The following is a 21,083-nucleotide window of genomic DNA, read 5'->3' as shown; positions in this document are numbered from 1 at the left end:
TTGTCACATTGCCATTCACCTGATGAGATTGTGCATATGGATATGCACAGTGTCGTCGTCCAGGTCGGCAAGGCCGACGTCAGCGCCGAGGACGTCCTCGCCGTCGCCCGCGGCGGGGCCCGGGTGGAGATCGGGCCGGACGCGCTCGCCGAGATGGCGGCGGCCCGGGCCCGGATCGACGCGCTGGCGGCCGAGCCGCGGCCGGTGTACGGGGTGTCGACCGGGTTCGGCGCGCTGGCGGTGCGGCACATCAGCCCGGAGCTGCGGGCCCAGCTGCAGCGTTCGCTGGTGCGCTCGCACGCGGCGGGCATGGGGCCGGTGGTGGAGACCGAGGTGGTCCGGGCCCTGCTGTTCCTGCGGATGAAGACCCTGGCGTCCGGCCGCACCGGCGTGCGCCCGCTGGTCGCCGAGACGATGGCCGCCCTGCTGAACGCGCGGATCACCCCGGTGGTGCGGGAGTTCGGCTCGCTGGGCTGCTCCGGCGACCTCGCGCCGCTCTCGCACTGCGCGCTGGCACTGATGGGCGAGGGCACCGCGTTCGGGCCGGACGGGGTGGAGCGGCCGACCGGCGAACTGCTCGCCGAGGCCGGGATCGCCCCCGTCGAACTGCTGGAGAAGGAGGGCCTGGCCCTCATCAACGGCACCGACGGCATGCTCGGCATGCTGGTGATGGCGCTGGCCGACCTGCGCCGCCTGTACGCCACCGCCGACGTCACCGCCGCGATGACGCTGGAGGCGCTGCTGGGCACCGACAAGGTGCTCGCCCCCGAGCTGCACGCCCCGATCCGCCCGCACCCGGGGCAGGCCGCCTCCGCCGCCAACATGCTGGCGGTGCTGCGCGGTTCGGGCCTCACCGGCCACCACCAGGACGACGCGCCGCGGGTGCAGGACGCGTACTCGATCCGCTGCGCCCCGCAGGTCGCGGGCGCCGGGCGGGACACCCTGGCGCACGCCGCGCTGGTCGCCGAGCGGGAGCTGGCCGCCTCGGTGGACAACCCGGTGGTGCTGCCCGACGGCCGGGTCGAGTCGAACGGCAACTTCCACGGCGCGCCCGTCGGCTATGTGCTGGACTTCCTGGCGATCGCCGCCGCCGACCTGGCCTCGATCTCCGAGCGGCGCACCGACCGGCTGCTCGACAAGGCCCGCTCGCACGGCCTGCCCGCCTTCCTGGCCGACGACCCGGGCGTGGACTCCGGCCTGATGATCGCCCAGTACACCCAGGCCGCGCTGGTCAGCGAGAACAAGCGGCTCGCGGTGCCCGCCTCGGTGGACTCCATCCCGTCCTCGGCGATGCAGGAGGACCACGTCTCGATGGGCTGGTCCGCGGCCCGCAAGCTGCGGCAGTCGGTGACCAACCTCGGACGCGTGCTGGCGGTGGAACTCGTCGCCGCCGCCCGGGCGTTGGAGATCCGGGAGCAGGCCGCCGAGCGGCCGGGCGTGCTCGCCCCGGCGACCGCCGCCGCCGTCGCCGCCGCCCGCGCGGCCGGGGTCGGCGGTCCCGGCCGGGACCGCTTCCTCTCCCCTGACCTGGAGGCCGCCGCCGAGCTGGTCGCCTCCGGCGCGCTGCTGGCGGCGGTCGAGGAGGTCACCGGACCGCTGGCCTGAGCCCTGGTGGGGCGGGCGGGCCGCACCCACCGGAACCGGCCCACCGGCCTCCGGACCCGCCCGTCCCGCCAGTCGAAACGCGATTGCCCACCTGCCGGGACTGCGCCACAGTCGTCCCACCGTCGAAGCCACCGGCGACCGCCCGACCGAGCGTGGAGGTACCGCACATGACCGCCCTGGACGAGACCGGCACCACCACCGGCCCCTCCGCCCGGCTGCTCCAGCTCTTCGAGGGCCACCGGCTCACCCCCACCCAGCGGCGGATCGCCCACTCGCTGGTCCGGCACGCCACCGAGGCGCCGTTCCTGTCCAGCGTCGAGGTCGCCGAGCTCGCCGGGGTCAGCCAGCCCTCGGTGACCAGGTTCGCGGTCGCGCTCGGCTACGACGGCTACCCGGCGCTGCGCAAGCAGCTGCGCGAACTCGGCGTCGGCGACGGCGGCGCGCCCGAGAGCCACGACGAGGTGGTGCGCAACGAGCACCAGCAGGCCGTCCTCGCCGAGATCGAGCACCTGCGGCACCTCGCCGAACTGCTCGCCGACCCCGCCCCGATCGTCCGGGCCGCCCGGATCCTGGCCGCCTCCCGCCCGCTGCCGGTGCTCGGCCTGCGGGCCGCCTCCGCGCAGGCCCGCGGCTTCGCGTACTTCGCGGGCAAGGTGCACCCCGACGTCCGGCTGCTCGACGAGGGCGGCTCGATGCTCGCCGACCGGCTGGAGCAGGCCGCCGCCGCCGGGGCCACCGCGCTGCTCTGCTTCGCCCTGCCGCGCTACCCGCGCGAGCTGATGGACGCCCTCGCGGTGGCCCGGGAGTGCGGGCTGACGGTGCTCACCGTCGCCGACTCGGCGTTCGCCCCGGTCGCCAAGCTCTCCGACGTGCTGCTGCCCGCCGCGGTCGGCACCGGCCTGGTCTTCGACACCGCCTGCGCGCCGATGATGCTCGGCCGCGTCCTGCTGCAGACCATGTGCGACGAACTGCCCGGCGCCGAGGCCCGGCTGGAGGCCATCGAGCAGTCCGCGACGGCCCGTCAACTCTTCCTGGACTGACACCTGTTGTTTGCCGAATGACACCTTTTCGTCGGGTTGACGACGGGTGCTGAGCGGGCATCCCTCTCTGTAGGAGAACGACAGCTTGGACGGGGGAAGTCCAATGCCACCGCCGATCCACCAGATGAGACTCACCGGACGGCTCGGTTCCGGGGCCGACGAGTGGTCCTGCCCGCTCTGCGGCCGCCGCATCGCGCTGCGCCGCCCGCCGCGCCCCGAACTGACCGTCCTCGACCCCGGCGACGAGGAGGCCGTGCACATCGGCGTCCTGGAGCCGGGCGGCGACGCGGCCGACGCCGCCGACCAGGCCGCCGCCCGCTACGGCGTCGGCCCGATCCAGCACATCCCGCGCCCCCCGGCCCGCCCCGGCCAGCCGACCCCCGAGCCCGACGCGGCCGACCGCCGCTGGCTGGCCGAGATCGGCATCGACTGGGACGGCGACGAGGCCGCCTGACGGCGCCCCCGGGCGCTAACGTGTCCGCCGGAAGGGGGCGGGCGGATGAAGGTGCGAACGATCGCCGGGTGGGGGTGCGCCGGGTTCGCGGTGCTGGCCGAGGCCGCCGCGCTCTGGGGGAGGCACGAGACCCGCTCCGGCGGCCGGACGGTGCTGGCCGACACCCTCGGGCGGGTCGGCTGGCTGGGCGTCCTCGCCCTCCCGGCGGTCCTGCTGACGTGCCTGCTGCTCGGCAACCGGCAGGGGCGGCAACTGGCGAAGGCCGGCCTGGCCCTGTGCGCCGCGGTGGCGGTGTGCCTGGGCGCGGTGGTGCTGCTGATGAGCGAGGCCCCCGTCGACTCCCCGGTGGAGAGGACCCGCACCGCCGCGCCGGGCGGCGCCGACCGCGTCCTGACGGTCATCCACCGCGGGGCGTCCACCGACGAGACCGAGTCGCAGGTCTGGGAGGTCCAGGTCGAGAACGGCTCCGGCTGGTCCCGCCGCCGCTGGACGCTGCTCACCGTCGCCGGGGCGTCCGAGGGCGGCGGCGCCTTCACCGGGGCGCACTGGGACGGCCCCGACCGGGTCACCGTCAGCACCGACCTGGGGTCCCGGACCTACGACTTCTCCGGCGGCACCCCGGTCCTGCGCGCCCCCTGACGCCGTACGCACCGCCGGGCCCGATCCCCCCGCCGGGGTCCTGGCCGCCGTGGCACTGTTTGGATATATTCAGTCTCGCTGATCGTGAATGAATTCCATCCGGCAGAGAGGCTGGACCGTGGCAGAGCAGACGAGCGGCCCGCGCGAGGTCCGCGCGGCGCGGGGGAACGGGCTGAGCACGCAGGGCTGGCAGCAGGAGGCGGCCCTGCGGATGCTGATGAACAACCTCGACCCGGAGGTCGCCGAGCACCCGTCCAAGCTGGTCGTCTACGGCGGCACCGGCAAGGCGGCCCGGGACTGGCGCTCCTTCGACGCGATGGTGCGCACCCTGCAGGGGCTCAAGCAGGACGAGACCATGCTGGTGCAGTCCGGCCGCCCGGTCGGCGTGATGCGGACCCACGAGTGGGCGCCGCGGGTGCTGATCGCCAACTCCAACCTGGTCGGCGACTGGGCGAACTGGGAGGAGTTCCGCCGCCTGGAGTCGCTCGGCCTCACCATGTACGGGCAGATGACCGCCGGGTCCTGGATCTACATCGGCACCCAGGGCATCCTGCAGGGCACCTACGAGACCTTCGCGGCGGTCGCCAACAAGAGGTTCGGCGGCAGCCTGGAGGGCACCATCACCCTCACCGCGGGCCTCGGCGGCATGGGCGGCGCCCAGCCGCTGGCCGTCACCATGAACGGCGGCGTGGCGATCTGCATCGACTGCGACCCGTCCCGGATCGCCCGCCGGATCGAGCACCGCTACCTCGACGTCGAGGCGAACGGCCTCGACCACGCCCTGCAACTGGCCACCGAGGCCCGCGACCGGCGGCAGCCGCTCTCGATCGGCCTGCTCGGCAACGCCGCCGACCTGCTGCCGCGACTGCTCGCGGCGGACGCCCCGATCGACATCGTCACCGACCAGACCAGCGCCCACGACCCGCTCGCCTACCTGCCCACCGGCGTCGCCTTCGAGGACATGGCCTCCTACGCGGCCGAGAAGCCCGCCGAGTTCACCACCCGGGCCCGCGAGTCGATGGCCCGGCACGTGGAGGCGATGGTCGGCTTCCAGGACCGCGGCGCGGAGGTCTTCGACTACGGCAACTCGATCCGCGGCGAGGCCCAACTCGCCGGTTACGACCGGGCGTTCGCCTTCCCCGGGTTCGTCCCCGCGTACATCCGGCCGCTGTTCTGCGAGGGCAAGGGCCCGTTCCGCTGGGCCGCGCTCTCCGGCGACCCGAAGGACATCCACAAGACCGACAAGGCCGTCCTCGACCTCTTCCCGGAGAACGAGTCGCTGCACCGCTGGATCACCATGGCCCAGGAGAAGGTGCACTTCCAGGGCCTGCCCGCGCGGATCTGCTGGCTCGGCTACGGCGAGCGCGACAAGGCCGGCGAGCGGTTCAACGACATGGTGGCCTCCGGCGAACTGTCCGCGCCGATCGTGATCGGCCGCGACCACCTGGACTGCGGCTCGGTCGCCTCCCCCTACCGGGAGACCGAGGCGATGCTCGACGGCTCCGACGCGATCGCCGACTGGCCGCTGCTCAACGCCATGGTCAACGTGGCCTCCGGCGCCTCCTGGGTCTCCATCCACCACGGCGGCGGCGTCGGCATCGGCCGCTCGATCCACGCCGGGCAGGTCACCGTCGCCGACGGCACCGCGCTGGCCGGGGAGAAGATCCGCCGCGTCCTGACCAACGACCCCGGCATGGGCGTCATCCGGCACGTCGACGCGGGCTACGACCGGGCGGCCGAGGTCGCGCAGGAGCGCGGGGTGCCCATCCCGATGAACGAGCACAGCCCGATGGACGAGCACGGCCCGGTGGCCGGGCGGTGAGCTTCGACGCGATGTGGGCGGAGCTGCTCCCGGTGGGCCGCTCCGCCGCCACCGGCGGCTACCGGCGGCACGCCTGGAACTCCGCCGACGCCGAGTGCCGGGCCTGGTTCGAGCAGCAGGCCCGCTCCCGCGGCCTGGCCCACCGGACGGACCGCAACGGCAACCAGTGGGCCTGGCACGGCGACCCGGCCGCCGGGAACGCCGTGGTCACCGGCTCGCACCTGGACTCCGTCCCGGACGGCGGCGCCTACGACGGGCCGCTCGGGGTGATCTCCGCCTTCGCCGCGTACGACGAACTGCGCTCCCGAGGCGCCGAGTTCACCCGTCCGCTGGCGATCGTCAACTTCGGTGACGAGGAGGGCGCCCGGTTCGGCGTCGCCTGCGTCGGTTCCCGGCTGGCCACCGGCGCGCTCGACCGGGAGGCCGCGTACGCGCTGCGCGACGCCGACGGGGTGCGGCTGCCCGACGCGATGGAACGGGCCGGGCACGACCCGGCGCTGATCGGCCCCGACCCCGAACTGCTCGGCCGGATCGGCGCGTTCGTCGAACTCCACGTCGAGCAGGGACGCTCCCTCGCCGAGGGGCAGCCGGTCGGCGTGGCCGGGGCGATCTGGCCGCACGGCCGGTGGCGGTTCGACTTCCACGGCGAGGCCAACCACGCGGGCACCACCCTGCTCGCCGACCGCCGCGACCCGATGCTGACCTACGCCACCACCGTGCTGGCCGCCCGCAAGAAGGCCCGGCTCGCCGGGGCGCTGGCCACCTTCGGCAAGGTCGCCGTCGCGCCCAACGGCACCAACGCCATCGCCTCGCTGGTCCGCGGCTGGCTGGACTCGCGCGCCCCCGACGAGCGGACCCTGCGCGAACTCGTCGACTCCATCGGGCAGTCGGCGGTGGAACGGGGCGAGCGCGACGGCGTCCGGGTCGAGCTGACCCGCGAGTCGTACACCCCCGTCGTCGACTTCGACGCCCCGCTGCGCGACCGCCTCGCCAAGCTGCTGGACGCCCCCGTCCTGCCCACCGGCGCGGGACACGACGCCGGGATCCTGGCCTCCGCCGTCCCGACCGCCATGCTGTTCGTGCGCAACCCCACCGGGGTCTCGCACTCCCCGGCCGAGCACGCCGAACGGGCCGACTGCCACGCCGGGGTCCGCGCCCTCGTCGCCGTACTGGAGGACCTCGCATGCCGTCCGTCGTGACGCACCGGGCCGAGCGGGCCGAGCACGCCGGACGGGCCGACTGCCACGCCGGGGTCCGCGCGCGGGTCGACACCTTGACCGCCGTACTGGAGGACCTCGCATGCCGCCCGTCGTGACGTACTGGGCCGAACACGCCTGGCTGCCGCACCCGAACGGCCCCGCCGTCCAGCCCGAGGTGCGGATCGCCGTCGGGCCGGACGGCCGGATCGCCGAGGTCGTCCCCCGCAGCGGGCCCTGCCCCGCCGGGGCCGTCCGGCTGGCCGGGCTCGCCCTGCCCGGGCAGGCCAACGCGCACTCGCACGCCTTCCACCGGGCGCTGCGCGCCACCGTGCAGGTCGGCTCCGGCACCTTCTGGACCTGGCGCGACACCATGTACAAGGTCGCCGCCGCGCTCGACCCCGACCGCTACCTGGCGCTCGCCACCGCCGTGTACGCCGAGATGGCGCTCGCGGGCATCACCGCCGTCGGCGAGTTCCACTACCTGCACCACGCGCCCGACGGCACCCCGTACGCGAACCCCAACGCGATGGGCGAGGCGCTGATCGAGGCCGCCGCCCGGGCCGGGATCCGGATCACCCTGCTCGACACCTGCTACCTGTCGGCCGGCTTCGGCGCCGAACCGACCCGGCACCAGCGGCGCTTCTCCGACGGCGACGCGGACGCCTGGGCCGAGCGGGCCGCCGCCCTGAAGGGCGCCGACCACGCCCGGATCGGCGCCGCCGTGCACAGCGTCCGCGCCGTCCCCGCCGAGCAGTTGGGCACCGTCGCGCAGTGGGCCGACAGCCGTCGCGCCCCGCTGCACGTGCACCTCTCCGAGCAGACCGCCGAGAACGACGCCTGCCTCGCCGCGCACGGCGTCACCCCGACCCGGCTGCTCGCCGACCACGGCGTCCTCGGCCCGCGCACCAGCGCTGTGCACGCCACCCACCTCACCGAGGAGGACGTCCGGCTGCTCGCCGACTCCTCCACCACCGTCTGCATGTGCCCCACCACCGAACGGGACCTCGCCGACGGCATCGGCCCGGCCCGGCAGCTCGCCTCCGCGGGCTGCCCGATCAGCCTCGGCTCCGACAGCCACGCCGTCATCGACCCGTTCGAGGAGGCCCGCGCCCTGGAGCTCGACGAACGCCTGCGCACCCGCACCCGCGGCCACTGGACCGCGAACGAGCTGCTGCGGGCGGGCACCGCGGACGGCCACGCCTCGCTCGGCTGGCCCGAGGCCGGCCGCCTGGAGGTCGGCGCGCTCGCCGACTTCTGCGTCCTCGCCCTCGACACCGTCCGCACCGCCGGGGCGCCGCCCCGGCTCGGCGCCGAGACCGCGGTCTTCGCGGCGGGCGCCGCCGACGTCCGCCACCTGGTGGTCGGCGGACGGCACGTGGTCGCGGACGGCGTGCACCGGCTCGTCCCGGAGACCGGCCGCGCGCTCGCCGCGGCCGTCGGCGCGCTGCGGTGACGGCCGCGCGCCGCCCACGTCCCGTCCCCGAATCCCCCCGAAGGGCCCCGCGTCCATGAGCACGCTCGTCAGCAACATCGGTTCGCTGGTCACCAACGACCCCGCCCTCGGCGAGGGCCCGCTCGGCCTGCTCGCCGACGCCGCCGTGGTGGTGGACGGCGACCGCGTCGCCTGGGTGGGGCCGAGCGCGGCCGCGCCCGCCGCCGACGAGGCGGTGGACGCGGGCGGGCGGGCGCTGCTGCCCGGGTTCGTGGACAGCCACGCGCACCTGGTGTTCGCCGGGGACCGCACCGCCGAGTTCCACGCCCGGATGTCGGGCCGGGCCTACGGCGCGGGCGGCATCCGCACCACCGTCGCCGCGACCCGGGCCGCCTCCGACGCCGAGCTGAACGCCAACCTGACCCGCTACCTGGCGGAGATGCTGCGCCAGGGCACCACCACCGTCGAGGTGAAGTCCGGCTACGGCCTGAGCACCGCCGACGAGGCCCGCTCGCTGCGGATCGCCGCGGGCCACACCGAGGAGACCACCTACCTCGGGGCGCACGTGGTGCCGCCCGAGTACGCCGACGACCCGGCCGGGTACGTGGAGCTGGTGACCGGTGAGATGCTCACCGCCTGCGCGCCCTACGCCCGCTGGGTGGACGTGTTCTGCGAGCGCGGCGCCTTCGACGGCGACCAGGCCCGGGCGGTGCTCACCGCGGGCCTCGCGCAGGGCCTGCGGCCGCGCGTCCACGCCAACCAGCTGGGCCACGGCCCCGGCGTGCAGCTCGCGGTGGAGCTGGGCGCCGCGTCCGCCGACCACTGCACCCACCTGACCGACGCGGACGTCGCCGCGCTGGCCGGGAGCGGCACGGTGGCGACCCTGCTGCCGGGCGCCGAGTTCTCCACCCGCGCGCCCTACCCGGACGCCCGGCGGCTGCTGGACGCGGGCGCCAGCGTCGCGCTGTCCACCGACTGCAACCCGGGCTCCAGCTTCACCAGCTCGATGCCGTTCTGCGTCGCCGTCGCGGTCCGCGAGATGGGCATGACCCCGGACGAGGCGGTGCACGCCGCCACCGCGGGCGGCGCGCTCGCGCTGCGCCGCACCGACGTGGGCCGGATCGCCCCCGGCGCCCGGGCGGACCTGCACCTGCTGGACGCGCCCTCGCACGTCCACCTGGCGTACCGCCCGGGCGTCCCGCTGACCGCCGCCGTCTGGCAGGGCGGGGTCAGGCGGGTCTGACGGCGGTCAGCGGGCGTCACCCATCAGCTTGCCGATCCGGCCGCGGGCGGCGAACAGGCCGACGCCCGCGGCGATCGCCAGCAGGCCCTGGACGGCGAAGTACCAGGTGGAGCCGACCACGTCGTCGCCGAGCAGCAGCTGGGCGATGGCGGCCACGCAGTCGCCCGCGGTGACGGCGAGGAACCAGACGCCCATCATCTGGCTGGCGTACTTGGCGGGCGCCAGCTTGGTGGTGACGGACAGGCCGACCGGGGAGAGGGTCAGCTCGCCGGTGGTCTGGATCAGGTAGACCACGGCCAGCCAGAGCGGCGAGACCCGGACGCCGCCGGAGGCCGCCGCCATGGCGAGCATCATCACCAGGAAGGACGCGCCGATCATCAGCAGGCCGAAGGCGAACTTCGCGGTGGTGGAGGGGTTGCGGCCGCGCCGGGCGGCGGCGTTCCACAGCCAGGCGAAGACCGGGGCCAGCGCCATGATGTACAGCGGGTTCAGCGACTGGAACCAGCTGGACGGGAAGTCGAAGCCGAACAGGCTCCCGGCGGTGTTCTCCTCGGCGAACACGCTCAGCGTGGAGCCGGACTGGTCGTAGATCATCCAGAACACCGCGGCGGCCACGAAGAACCACAGGTAGCCGCCCATCCGGGAGCGCTCCGCGCCGGTCAGGTCGCGGTCGCGGCGGATCCGGGCGAACACCAGCGCGGGGACCGCGATGCCGGCCAGCGACAGCGGCCAGATCGCCCAGGAGACGGTGAAGTGCCCGGTGCCGGCCACCACGCCGTAGAACACGGCGGCGGCGGCCAGCCAGATCCCGGCCTTGCGCAGCACCGCGCGGCGCTCGTCCCGGCTCATCGGCGCGGCGACGACGTTCGAGGCCGGGCTGAGGTGGCGGCTGCCCAGCAGGTACTGGATCAGGCCGAGCGCCATGCCGACGCCCGCCAGCGCGAAGCCCAGGTGCCAGTCGACCTGCTGGCCGACGGTGCCGATCACCAGCGGCGCGAGGAAGGCGCCGAGGTTGATGCCCATGTAGAAGATGGTGAAGCCGCCGTCGCGGCGCGAGTCGTCGTCCTTGTCGTACAGCTGCCCGACCATCGTGGAGATGTTGGCCTTCAGCAGGCCGGAGCCGATCGCGATCGGGACCAGGCCGGCGAAGAAGAACCCCTTGCTGGGGACGGCGAGCATGAAGTGCCCGACCATGATGATCAACCCGCCGAGGGCGACGGTGCGCCGGGCGCCGAGCAGCCGGTCGGCGATCCAGCCGCCGGGCAGCGCGAGCAGGTAGACCATGGCGTTGTAGACCGAGTACACGGCGGCGGCGGTGGCCGCCGGGACCTCCAGGCCGCCCTTGGCCGCCTCGGTGGTCATGTAGATCACCAGCAGCGCGCGCATGCCGTAGAAGCTGAAGCGCTCCCAGGTCTCGGTCATGAAGAGGGTGGCCAGGCCGCGGGGGTGGCCGAGGAAGGTCCGCCCCGAGGTGGGGGTGGACCGCGCCTCGGACTCCAGGGTGGTCGAAGCCATGCTGATTCCTTGCCTGTTTTCTCGGGGTTCCCACCACCCTAAGTCGCGAGTTCAAGTGATCACCGAGCGTGAATGGTATGCAGAAGGTAAAGTCTCGCGGCTATGTATCGTACATTTTGATGCCAGGGGTGGAAGATTGCCTGCGAAGCCAAGGTCGATGCGAAGAATGTCCGTGAAAGTGCAGTTGTTGCCGAAGCGGGCCCCGAAATCAAGTTGATCACTGGCTGTGACAGTGTTCACAGCGCCCCGCCCGGGCCTGTCGGGACTGCCCGGGACCCCCTGATCAGCGGCCCCCGCGCGGTCTACCATCGCCCCTATGACCTGTGTGCTGCTGGCCGAGGACGACCCGGCAATCTCCGAACCGCTGGCCCGCGCCCTGCGCCGCGAGGGCTACGAGGTGCTCGTCCGCGAGGACGGACCGGCCGCCCTGGGCGCCGGCCTCGGCGAGGACGTCGACCTGATCGTGCTCGACCTCGGACTCCCCGAGATGGACGGCCTGGAGGTGTGCCGGCGGCTGCGCGCGGACGGCAAGAGCTTCCCGGTCCTGGTGCTCACCGCCCGCGCCGACGAGGTGGACACCGTGGTCGGCCTGGACGCCGGCGCCGACGACTACGTCACCAAGCCGTTCCGGCTGGCCGAGCTGCTCGCCCGGGTCCGCGCCCTGCTCCGGCGCGGCAACGTCGACCAGCTGACCACCGGCGCGCACGGCGTGAAGATCGACATCGAGTCGCACCGCGCCTGGCTCGGCGAGGAGGAGCTCACCCTCTCCGCCAAGGAGTTCGAGCTGCTGCGGGTCCTGGTGCGGGACGCCGGACGGGTGGTCACCCGCGAGGAGATCATGCGCCAGGTCTGGGACACCACCTGGTGGACCTCCACCAAGACCCTGGACATGCACATCTCCTGGCTGCGCAAGAAGCTCGGCGACGACGCCGCGAACCCGCGCTACATCGCCACCGTGCGGGGCGTCGGCTTCCGCTTCGAGAAGAACTGACCGGAAGCACCGCAGCGAACCGGCCCCGACCGAAGGACCGCCCGGCGTGAAGCGCAGGATGATCAACTCACTGCTGGGCGTCGTCCTGGTGGTGGTCGCGGTGTTCTGCGTGCCGCTGGCCCTGATCGAGAAGCAGTCGATCGTCAACGCCGCCAACGACCGGGTGGACGCGGTGGCGGTCCGGGTGCTCGGCCTGGTCGAGAGCCGGCTCGCCGCGGGCGAGCCGGTCAGCGGCGAGAAGTTCGCCGCCGTGGTCACCGGGGATGATTACTACGTCACCGTGGACATCCCCGGACAGCCGCAGATCGCCCTCGGCCACCCCGTCCGGGGCGACGCGCTGACCGCCACCGAGACCGGCGCCAGCGGGGAGACCGTCACCGCCGTGCAGTCCCGCACCGCGCTCGACCACGAGATCGGCAACATGCTGCTGCTGCTGGGCGTGGTCGCGCTGCTCGCCGTCCAGGCCGCCGTGGCGCTCGCCGTCTGGCAGGCCAAGCGCCTGGCCCGGCCGCTCACCGACCTCGCCGAGACCGCCGAGCGGCTCGGCTCCGGCGACCCGAGGCCGCAGGGCCGCCGCTACGGCGTCCCCGAACTCGACCGGATCGCCGAGGTGCTGGACACCAGCGCCGAGCGGATCGCCCGGATGCTCACCGCCGAACGCCGCCTCGCCGCCGACGCCTCGCACCAGCTGCGCACCCCCCTCACCGCGCTCTCCATGCGGCTGGAGGAGATCACCGCGCTCGCCGAGGACCCGGGCACCGTCCGCGAGGAGGCCGCGATCGGTCTCCAGCAGGTCGAGCGGCTCACCGACGTGGTGCAGCGGCTGCTCACCAACCAGCGCGACCCCAACAGCCCCACCGCGGTGACCTTCGGGCTCGACGAGGTGGTCAAGCAGCAGGTCGAGGAGTGGGGCCCGACCCTGCGCGACGGCGGGCGGCGGCTGGTCATCGAGGGCCTGCGCGACGCCCGGGTGATCGGCACCCCCGGCACCGTCTCCCAGGTGCTCGCCACCCTGATCGAGAACTCGCTGATGCACGGCGCGGGCACCATCACGCTGCGGGTGCGCCGCTCCGGCAGCTCGGTGGTCGCCGAGGTCCAGGACGAGGGCCCGGGCGTCCCGCGGGAGCTCGGCAACCGGGTCTTCGAACGGGCGGTCAGCGGCCGCAACTCCACCGGCATCGGACTGGCCGTCGCCCGCGACCTCGCCGAGGCCGACGGCGGACGGCTCGAACTGCTGTCGCTGCGGCCGCCGGTGTTCGCGCTCTTCCTCGCCCGCGGGGACGACTAGCCTCCGGCGGTGGGTCAGTTCGCCAGCGCGGGGCGTTCCTCGGCGGCCAGCAGCAGCTCCGCCTCCTGCACCACCTCGGGCTCCTCCAGCTCCGGCATCGCCTTGAACACCCAGGTGCGGTAGGAGACGAAGCGGAAGACGGTGGCCACCACCAGGCCGAGGAACTTGCCGCCCAGCCGCTCGAAGGAGGTGTCCAGCCCGAGCACGTACTGGGTGAAGCCCAGGGTGCCGGTCTCGATCAGCATGCCGACGCCGCTGAACAGCAGGAACAGCGTGATCTCCCGCTTGCGCGAGGCGGCGTCGCGGTCCCGGTAGAGCCAGTAGCGGTAACCGAGGTAGTTGGTGGCGATCGCCACCACGGTGGCCGCGATGTTGGAGCGCAGCAAGGCCAGGCCGACGACGTTGTTGAGGATCCAGAACAGCCCGAAGTTGACCACGACGCCGGAGGCGCCGATCAGGGCGAACCCCACCGCCTCCGCGGACAGTCCGTGCAGCCGCTGGAGCAGGGAGGGGCGCGTCTCGATGGTGCTCGTCATCCGGGCTGTCTCCGTCTACGTCTACTTCACATGATCGGATGAGATAGGTGCCGTGCGATCCGGCCCACCAGGCTACCCGCACTCCGTGAGTGCTCCCGTCCGGCACGGAGCGCGGTCCGGGCGCGCAACCACCCGCGCGCACGCGGGTACGAGGGCCCCCACCGGCCCGGATATCCTGGAGCGCGTGACTGTAGCGGGCAATGCGAACTTTCCAGTGGTCGGAGTCATCGGCGGCGGGCAGCTCGCCCGCATGATGCACCAGGCGGGCATCCCGCTGGGCATCCGCTTCAAACTCCTCGCCGACACCCCCCAGGAGTCGGCCGCGCAGGTGGTCGGCACCACCGTGCTCGGCGACTACCGCGACCTCGACACGCTGCGGGCCTTCGCCGCCGACTGCGACGTGATCACCTTCGACCACGAGCACGTCCCCACCGAGCACCTGCGCACCCTGCAGGCCGAGGGCATCGCCGTCCGCCCCGGGCCGGACGCCCTGGTCAACGCCCAGGACAAGGGCGTCATGCGGGCGAAGCTCGACTCCATCGGCGTCCCCTGCCCCCGGCACCGGCTGGTCGCCGACCCGGCCGACGTCACCGCCTTCGCCGAGGAGGGCGAGGGCTACCCCGTCGTCCTGAAGACCGTCCGCGGCGGCTACGACGGCAAGGGCGTCTGGGTCGTGAAGGACGAGACCGAGGCCGCCGCCCCCTTCCTCGCGGGCGTCCCCGTCCTCGCCGAGGAGAAGGTCGACTTCCTGCGCGAGCTCGCCGCCAACGTGGTCCGCTCGCCCAGCGGCCAGGCCGTCGCCTACCCCGTCGTCGAGTCCGTCCAGGAGAACGGCGTCTGCGCCGAGGTCACCGCCCCCGCGCCCGACCTCGACCCCGCCCTCTCCGACGAGGCCCAGCAGCTCGCCCTGCGGATCGCCGGCGAGCTCGACATCACCGGCCACCTCGCCGTCGAGCTCTTCCAGACCCGCGACGGCCGCATCCTGGTCAACGAACTCGCCATGCGCCCGCACAACTCCGGCCACTGGTCCCAGGACGGCGCCGTCACCTCCCAGTTCGAGAACCACCTGCGCGCCGTCCTCGACCTCCCGCTCGGCGACCCCCGCCCCCGCGCCAGGTGGACCGTCATGGTCAACGTCCTCGGCGGCGACTACCCCGACATGTACCGCGCCTTCCTGCACTGCATGGCCCGCGACCCCGGCCTCAAGATCCACATGTACGGAAAGGACGTGAAGCCCGGCCGCAAGGTCGGCCACGTCAACGTCTTCGGGGACGACCTCGAAGACGTCCGCGAGCGCGCCCGCCACGCGGCCGCCTACCTGCGAGGAACGATCACCGAATGACCTCTCCCCTTGTCGGCATCGTGATGGGCTCCGACTCCGACTGGCCCGTGATGGAGGCCGCCGCGCAGGCGCTCGACGAGTTCGAGATCCCGTACGAGGTCGACGTGGTCTCCGCGCACCGGATGCCGCGCGAGATGGTCGCGTACGGCGAGCAGGCGCACGGGCGCGGGCTGAAGGCGATCATCGCCGGGGCCGGCGGGGCGGCGCACCTGCCGGGGATGCTGGCGTCGGTGACGCCGCTGCCGGTGATCGGGGTGCCGGTGCCGCTGCGCTACCTGGACGGGATGGACAGCCTGCTGTCGATCGTCCAGATGCCCGCCGGGGTGCCGGTGGCCACCGTCTCGGTGGCGGGGGCGCGCAACGCGGGGCTGCTCGCGGTGCGGATGCTGGCCGCGTTCGACGCCGAACTCGCCGAGAAGATGGTCGAGTTCCAGGCCGAGCTGAACAGCCAGGCCACCGAGAAGGGCCGCAAGCTGCGCGCCAAGGTCGCGGGGAACGACTCCTTCGGCTTCGGCAAGTAGTAGAACGGGGGGATGACCCCCGAACTGCTCGACCGCGCCCGGGCCGTCCTGCGCACCACGCCGGTGGTGGACGGCCACAACGACCTGCCCTGGGCGATGCGCGCCCAGGCGGGCTACGACCTCGACGCCGTCGACCTGACGGCCGACCAGAGCCACCGGCTGCACACCGACCTCGGCCGCCTGCGGGCGGGCGGGGTCGGCGCGCAGTTCTGGTCGGTGTTCGTGCCGGCCGAGCTGTCGGGGGACGGCGCGGTCAGCGCGACGCTGGAACAGGTCGACTTCGTCAAGGCGATGACCGCCCGCCACCCCGAGCACCTGCGGCTCGCGCTGACCGCCGACGAGGTGGAGGCCGCCCGCGCCGAGGGCCGGATCGCCTCGCTGATGGGCGCCGAGGGCGGCCACTCGATCAACTCCTCGCTGGCCACCCTGCGCGCGCTGTACGACCTGGGCGTGCGCTACCTGACGCTCACCCACAACTCCAACGTGCCGTGGGCGGACTCCGCGACCGACGAGCCCGTGCACGGCGGGCTGAGCCCGTTCGGCGCGGAGGTGGTGCGGGAGATGAACCGGCTCGGCATGCTGGTCGACCTCTCGCACGTCTCCGCCGACACCATGCGCGACGCGCTGCGGGTCTCCGAGGCGCCGGTGCTCTTCTCGCACTCCTCCGCCCGCGCGGTCTGCGACCACCCGCGCAACGTCCCCGACGACGTGCTGGCCCAGCTGCCCGCCAACGGCGGCGTCGCGATGGTCACCTTCGTGCCGAAGTTCGTGCTGCCCGCCGCCATCGAGTGGACGCTCGCCGCCGACGCCAACATGGAGGCCCGGGGCTTCCACCCGCTGGAGACCACCCCCGAGGCGATGGCCGTGCAGCGCTCCTACGAGGCCGAGCACCCCCGCCCGGTCGCCACCGCCGCCACCGTCGCCGACCACCTCGACCACGTGCGGGAGGTCGCGGGCATCGACCACGTCGGCCTCGGCGGCGACTACGACGGCACCCCCTTCACCCCGTCCGGCCTGGAGGACGTCTCCGGGTACCCGGTGCTGGTCGCCGAACTGCTGCGCCGCGGCTGGTCCGAGGCCGACCTCGCGAAGCTGACCTGGCACAACGCGCTGCGGGTGCTGCGCGGCGCCGAGACGGTCGCCACCCGGCTGCGGGCCGAGCGCCGCCCCTCGACCGCCACCCGCGAGCAGTTGGACGGCGCGTGAACCACCGCCCCCTTGACCCCGCCCCTGGGGCAGGCCGCAGCGTGGCCGGTGCGGAGGAGGAACGGCTGCTCACCACCGGTGAGTTCGCCCGTCGCGGCCTGCTGTCACCGAAGGCGCTGCGGCTGTACGACCGGCAGGGACTGCTGCCGCCGGACCGGATCGACCCGGACAGCGGCTACCGGTACTACCGGCCGGAACGCCTGGCCACCGCGCGGCTGATCGTCCGGCTGCGCGGTCTGGACATGCCGCTGGCCACGGTCGCCGAGGTGCTCGCCCTGCCGGGCCCCGCGGCGGCCGAACGGATCGCCGCGTACTGGGCCGCCGTCGAACGGCGGACCGCCTCGCAGCGGACGCTGGCCGACCACCTCCGCCTCCAACTCGGCGGACTGGAAGGAATCGGCACCATGTACACGGTCGAACAGCGGGACGTGCCCGAGCAGTTGGTGCTCACCGAGCGGCGCCGGGCCCGGCCGCAGGACCTGGACGACTTCATCGGCGGGGCCATCGGCCGGCTGTCGGCCCTCGCGGCGGCGGCGGGTGGCGCGGCGGGCGCGCCCTTCGTGGTCTACCACGGCCAGGTCGACGAGGACAACGACGGCCCGGTCGAGCTCTGCCTCCCCGTCGACCCGGCCGCGGCCCCCGGCCTCACCGCCCCGCACCGGATCGAGCCCGCGCACCGCGAGGCGTACACCCGGATCACCAAGGCGCAGCTCGACTACCCGCAGATCCTCAGCGCCTACGACGCGGTCTGCGAGTGGGCGGACGGCGTCGGCGCGGAGCGCACCGGCCCCGGCCGCGAGGTCTACTTCACCGACGTCATGTCGGCCGGGCCGGACGACCGGGTGTGCGACATCGCCTTCCCGATCGGAGGCTGAACGGGGGTCAGAGCCGCGGCAGTTCGATCGCCGGGCAGCGGTCCATCACCATGTCGAGCCCGGCCGCCCGGGTGCGGGCGAACGCCTCCTCGTCCACGACCCCGAGCTGGAACCAGACGGCCTTCGCACCCGCCGCCACCGCCTGGTCGGCGACCGCACCGGCCAGCTCGGAGTTGACGAACACGTCCACCACGTCGACCGGGAAGGGGATCTCGGCGAGCGAGGCGTAGCCCTGCTCGCCGAGCACCGTCTCGGCCTTCGGGTGCACCGGCACGATCCGCTTCCCGGCCCGCTGCAGCACCCGGGCCACGCCGTACGCGGCGCGCGCGGTGTTGGTGGACAGGCCGACCACGGCCCAGGTGTCGCCGGAGTCGGTGAGGATCTTCCGGACGGTGGCGTCGTCTCCGTAGCTCATGCCAGGGCCAACGGCGCCACCGCACCGCTCATTCCGCGGCCACCGCCCCGCCCGCGCGGTTCACTCCGCCGACGTCACTCCGCCGACGGCCGGCCCATCGCCCGGTAGGTCCAGCCCGCGGCGCGCCAGGCCTCGCCGTCCAGCACGTTGCGGCCGTCGACCAGGCGGCGCTCGGCGACCAGCGCGCCGACCTCGGCCGGGTCCAGCTCGCGGAACTCCTGCCACTCGGTGAGGTGCAGCACCACGTGCGCGCCCGCGACGGCCTCCAGCGGGGTGGCGGCGTAGGAGAGGCTGGGGAACATCTTGCGGGCGTTGTCCATCGCCTTCGGGTCGTAGACCGTGACCTGGGCGCCCTGCAGCTGGATCTGCCCGGCCACGTTCAGCGCGGGCGAGTCCCGGATGTCGTCCGAGTTCGGCTTGAACGCGGCGCCCAGCACGGCGACCCGGCGGCCCAGGAAGCCGCCGCCGCACTGCTCGCGGGCCAGCTCCACCATCCGGGAGCGGCGCCGCATGTTGATCGAGTCGACCTCGCGCAGGAAGGTCAGCGCCTGGTCGGCGCCCAGCTCCCCGGCCCGGGCCATGAACGCCCGGATGTCCTTGGGCAGGCAGCCGCCGCCGAAGCCCAGGCCCGCGTTCAGGAACTTCCGGCCGATCCGCTCGTCGTAGGAGAGCGCCTTGGACAGCTGCACCACGTCGGCCCCGGCGCTCTCGCAGACCTCCGCCATCGCGTTGATGAAGGAGATCTTGGTGGCCAGGAAGGAGTTCGCGGCGGCCTTCACCAGTTCGGCGGTCGGGAAGTCGGTCACCACGAACGGCACGCCGTCGGCGATCGGGCCCGCGTACACCTCGCGCAGCACCTGCTCGGCGCGCTCGCTGCGCACGCCGACCACCAGCCGGTCCGGGTGCAGGGTGTCGCCGACCGCGAAGCCCTCGCGCAGGAACTCCGGGTTCCAGGCCAGTTCGGCCCGCTCGCCGACCGGGGCCAGCGCGGCCAGCCGCTCGGCCAGCCGGTTCGCCGAGCCGACCGGCACGGTCGACTTGCCGACCACCAGCACCGGCCGCTCCAGCAGCGGGGCCAGCGAGTCGATCGCGGAGTCGACGTAGCTCATGTCGGCGGCGAACTCGCCCTTGCGCTGCGGGGTGTTCACGCAGACGAAGTGCACGTCGCCGAAGGCCGCGACCTCCTCCCAGGAGTCGGTGAAGCGCAGCCGCCCGGTCGAACCCTGGTGGCCCGCGACGTGCTTGAGCAGCAGCTCCGACAGCCCCGGCTCGTACATCGGCACCCGCCCCGCGGCGAGCGCCGCCAGCTTGTCCCGGTCGACGTCGAGACCCAGGACCTCGAACCCGAGCTCCGCCATGCACGCGGCATGCGTCGCGCCCAGGTAGCCGGTGCCGATCACCGTGATGCGGGGAGCCACGCGCGTTCCCTTCGGTCCGGGCCGTACCAGGGGGAGCGACGGCCGCAGCCACCGATGGTAGCCGTCCCGCAGAGCGCCGGGGATGCGCGGATTTCACGGTTTCCGCTCGAAGGTCCGTACGGGAGGTTCACAATGCCGCCATGACTTCCAAGGGGCGGGGCGACGAGCCGGACGAGGACCCCGGTCGGCTGAGCATCTTCGGGCGCGACGCGGACGACCCGGACGACGCGCACGACGCGGCGGACGGGGGCGAGCACGGCGAGGAGGGCGCGGACGGCGGCACAGGCGCCCCGGCCCGGCGGCGCAGGCGCGGGCGGCGGCTGCTGGTCTGGACGCTGGCGGTGCTGCTGGTGCTGTTCGGCGGGGCGTTCGGCGGCCTGCTGTGGGCCGCGGACCACTACGCCTCCTCGGTCGAGCGGATCCCGAACGCCTTCCCGACCGTGCCCGCGTCCGAGCAGCCCCCCGCCGTCCCGCACACCGGCCAGACCTTCCTGCTGGTCGGCCTGGACGCCCGCTCCGACCAGCCCACCACCGGCAAGGAGGCCAAGGCCCCGGCCTGGCAGGTGGGTGCGCAGCGCAGCGACACCATGATGCTGATGCACATCTCCGCGGACCGGAAGTCGGTCTCGCTGGTCTCGATCCCGCGCGACACCTGGGTGCCGATCCCCGGCCACGGCAAGGCGAAGATCAACGCCGCCTACTCCTGGGGCGGTCCGGCGCTGACGATCCAGACCGTCCAGGACCTCACCAGGATCAAGGTCGACCACATCGCGGTGATCGACTGGAACGGCTTCCGCGCCCTCACCGACGCGGTCGGCGGCGTCGACATCACCATCCCGCGCACCATCGAGGCCAAGGGCGACGCCCGCGAGTGGCTGGCCGGCACCCACCACATGGACGGCGCCGAGGCCCTGCTCTACGTCCGCGAACGCCACGGCCTGCCCAACGGCGACCTCGACCGCACCAAGCGCCAGCAGAACTTCCTGCGCGCCCTGATGCTCCGGACGATGAACTCCGGCACCCTCTCCAGCCCGTCCAAGCTCACCGGCCTGCTCGGCACCATCGGCGACGTCGCCAGCGTCGACGACCGCCTCAGCAACACCGACCTGTACGACCTCGCCTGGAGCCTGCGCGACGTCCGCCCCGACAACGTGCACTTCATGAACGCCCCGTTCGGCGGCTTCGACACCATCGACGGCCAGTCGGTGGTCCTGATGGACGACGGCGCCGCGGGCGTCCTGTGGAACGCCATGCGCACCGACCGGATGGACGCCTACCTCGCCGAGCACCGCACCAGCACCGACACCCTCGGCGAGGACGTCAGCTGACCGCCCCGCCCGCTGTTGCCCCGGTCACCTGCCGCCGGGGCGGCCCCGGCACCTAGGATGAGCACTACTTAACGGTAATTAACGTGAGGGGCGAGCAAGATGGCGGGCAACTCCGGGGCGGACTTCGACCTCTACCGGCTCGGCGAGGAGCACGTGATGCTCCGGGAGTCGGTGCGGGCGTTGGCGGAGGCGAAGATCGCTCCGTTCGCGGCGG

General features: G+C 73.6%; 20 protein-coding genes. 16 read left to right on the top strand and 4 right to left on the bottom strand.

What is annotated here, in order from left to right:
• Window positions 1-42: 42 nt before the first annotated feature.
• The 9 genes from hutH (at window position 43) to hutI (ending at window position 9,434) form a co-directional block, all read left to right on the top strand.
• Window positions 43-1,605: a histidine ammonia-lyase gene (gene hutH, locus ACFY00_RS16580; protein WP_388032294.1), complete on the top strand. Its 1,563-nt coding sequence runs from the start codon at window positions 43-45 to the stop codon at window positions 1,603-1,605.
• Window positions 1,606-1,772: 167 nt separating this feature from the next.
• Entirely contained in the window at window positions 1,773-2,645 is an 873-nt protein-coding gene (locus ACFY00_RS16575; RefSeq protein ID WP_388031987.1) for a MurR/RpiR family transcriptional regulator, read from the top strand.
• 124 nt (window positions 2,646-2,769) lie between these two features.
• Window positions 2,770-3,099: a hypothetical protein gene (locus ACFY00_RS16570; protein ID WP_388031984.1), complete on the top strand. Its 330-nt coding sequence runs from the start codon at window positions 2,770-2,772 to the stop codon at window positions 3,097-3,099.
• 45 nt (window positions 3,100-3,144) lie between these two features.
• Window positions 3,145-3,738, top strand: a complete 594-nt coding sequence (locus tag ACFY00_RS16565; RefSeq protein ID WP_388031981.1) for a hypothetical protein — start codon at window positions 3,145-3,147, stop codon at window positions 3,736-3,738.
• 118 nt (window positions 3,739-3,856) lie between these two features.
• Entirely contained in the window at window positions 3,857-5,560 is a 1,704-nt protein-coding gene (gene hutU / locus ACFY00_RS16560) for a urocanate hydratase (protein ID WP_388031979.1), read from the top strand.
• Between the two features lie 11 nt (window positions 5,561-5,571).
• Complete coding sequence (locus tag ACFY00_RS16555) at window positions 5,572-6,759, top strand: allantoate amidohydrolase (protein WP_388032293.1); 1,188 nt, start codon at window positions 5,572-5,574, stop codon at window positions 6,757-6,759.
• Window positions 6,744-6,875, top strand: a complete 132-nt coding sequence (locus tag ACFY00_RS16550) for a hypothetical protein (protein WP_388031978.1) — start codon at window positions 6,744-6,746, stop codon at window positions 6,873-6,875. The genes ACFY00_RS16555 and ACFY00_RS16550 overlap by 16 nt, the downstream gene beginning before the upstream one ends.
• Window positions 6,860-8,212, top strand: coding sequence for a formimidoylglutamate deiminase (locus tag ACFY00_RS16545; RefSeq protein ID WP_388031976.1), 1,353 nt, complete (start codon window positions 6,860-6,862; stop codon window positions 8,210-8,212). The genes ACFY00_RS16550 and ACFY00_RS16545 overlap by 16 nt, the downstream gene beginning before the upstream one ends.
• A 55-nt stretch (window positions 8,213-8,267) precedes the next feature.
• Window positions 8,268-9,434, top strand: a complete 1,167-nt coding sequence (hutI, locus tag ACFY00_RS16540) for an imidazolonepropionase (RefSeq protein WP_388031973.1) — start codon at window positions 8,268-8,270, stop codon at window positions 9,432-9,434.
• A gap of 6 nt (window positions 9,435-9,440) precedes the next feature.
• Here hutI and ACFY00_RS16535 read toward each other — a convergent pair whose 3' ends face one another.
• Window positions 9,441-10,949: a peptide MFS transporter gene (locus ACFY00_RS16535; RefSeq protein ID WP_388031971.1), complete on the bottom strand. Its 1,509-nt coding sequence runs from the start codon at window positions 10,947-10,949 to the stop codon at window positions 9,441-9,443.
• A gap of 316 nt (window positions 10,950-11,265) precedes the next feature.
• Between ACFY00_RS16535 and ACFY00_RS16530 the strand changes: the two genes are divergently transcribed.
• Together ACFY00_RS16530 and ACFY00_RS16525 are read left to right on the top strand one after the other, a co-directional pair.
• Window positions 11,266-11,940, top strand: coding sequence for a response regulator transcription factor (locus tag ACFY00_RS16530; protein ID WP_285740005.1), 675 nt, complete (start codon window positions 11,266-11,268; stop codon window positions 11,938-11,940).
• A gap of 46 nt (window positions 11,941-11,986) precedes the next feature.
• Window positions 11,987-13,228: an ATP-binding protein gene (locus tag ACFY00_RS16525; protein ID WP_388031969.1), complete on the top strand. Its 1,242-nt coding sequence runs from the start codon at window positions 11,987-11,989 to the stop codon at window positions 13,226-13,228.
• Window positions 13,229-13,242: 14 nt separating this feature from the next.
• Here the strand turns inward: ACFY00_RS16525 and ACFY00_RS16520 are convergent, their stop codons facing one another.
• Entirely contained in the window at window positions 13,243-13,764 is a 522-nt protein-coding gene (locus ACFY00_RS16520; RefSeq protein WP_388031967.1) for a GtrA family protein, read from the bottom strand.
• A gap of 250 nt (window positions 13,765-14,014) precedes the next feature.
• Between ACFY00_RS16520 and ACFY00_RS16515 the strand changes: the two genes are divergently transcribed.
• Genes ACFY00_RS16515 through ACFY00_RS16500 form a run of 4 tightly spaced genes read left to right on the top strand, consistent with a single transcriptional unit; the run spans window position 14,015 to window position 17,708 of the window.
• Window positions 14,015-15,106, top strand: coding sequence for a 5-(carboxyamino)imidazole ribonucleotide synthase (locus ACFY00_RS16515; protein WP_388032291.1), 1,092 nt, complete (start codon window positions 14,015-14,017; stop codon window positions 15,104-15,106).
• Window positions 15,103-15,627 carry a 5-(carboxyamino)imidazole ribonucleotide mutase gene (purE, locus tag ACFY00_RS16510; RefSeq protein ID WP_030457246.1) on the top strand — a complete coding sequence of 175 codons (525 nt, stop codon included), beginning with the start codon at window positions 15,103-15,105 and terminating at the stop codon, window positions 15,625-15,627. The genes ACFY00_RS16515 and purE overlap by 4 nt, the downstream gene beginning before the upstream one ends.
• Window positions 15,628-15,639: 12 nt before the next feature.
• Window positions 15,640-16,833 (top strand): dipeptidase, encoded by a 1,194-nt coding sequence (locus ACFY00_RS16505; RefSeq protein ID WP_388031964.1) that lies wholly within the window; start codon window positions 15,640-15,642, stop codon window positions 16,831-16,833.
• Window positions 16,834-16,874: 41 nt separating this feature from the next.
• Window positions 16,875-17,708 carry a MerR family transcriptional regulator gene (locus tag ACFY00_RS16500; RefSeq protein WP_388031961.1) on the top strand — a complete coding sequence of 278 codons (834 nt, stop codon included), beginning with the start codon at window positions 16,875-16,877 and terminating at the stop codon, window positions 17,706-17,708.
• Window positions 17,709-17,715: 7 nt separating this feature from the next.
• Here ACFY00_RS16500 and ACFY00_RS16495 read toward each other — a convergent pair whose 3' ends face one another.
• Window positions 17,716-18,123, bottom strand: coding sequence for a CoA-binding protein (locus ACFY00_RS16495; RefSeq protein ID WP_388031960.1), 408 nt, complete (start codon window positions 18,121-18,123; stop codon window positions 17,716-17,718).
• Window positions 18,124-18,197: 74 nt separating this feature from the next.
• Window positions 18,198-19,541, bottom strand: a complete 1,344-nt coding sequence (locus ACFY00_RS16490; protein WP_388031957.1) for a UDP-glucose dehydrogenase family protein — start codon at window positions 19,539-19,541, stop codon at window positions 18,198-18,200.
• Window positions 19,542-19,681: 140 nt separating this feature from the next.
• Here ACFY00_RS16490 and ACFY00_RS16485 point away from each other — a divergent pair, with 140 nt between their 5' ends.
• Window positions 19,682-20,869 (top strand): LCP family protein, encoded by a 1,188-nt coding sequence (locus tag ACFY00_RS16485; RefSeq protein WP_388031955.1) that lies wholly within the window; start codon window positions 19,682-19,684, stop codon window positions 20,867-20,869.
• Window positions 20,870-21,083 lie beyond the last annotated feature (214 nt).

It is taken from the genome of Kitasatospora sp. NPDC001540, from assembly GCF_042894345.1.
Taxonomy (GTDB): Bacteria; Actinomycetota; Actinomycetes; order Streptomycetales; family Streptomycetaceae; genus Kitasatospora; species Kitasatospora phosalacinea_C.
The sequence above is the reverse complement of the archived record's forward strand: the minus strand, read 5'-3'. Positions and strand labels throughout refer to the sequence as shown.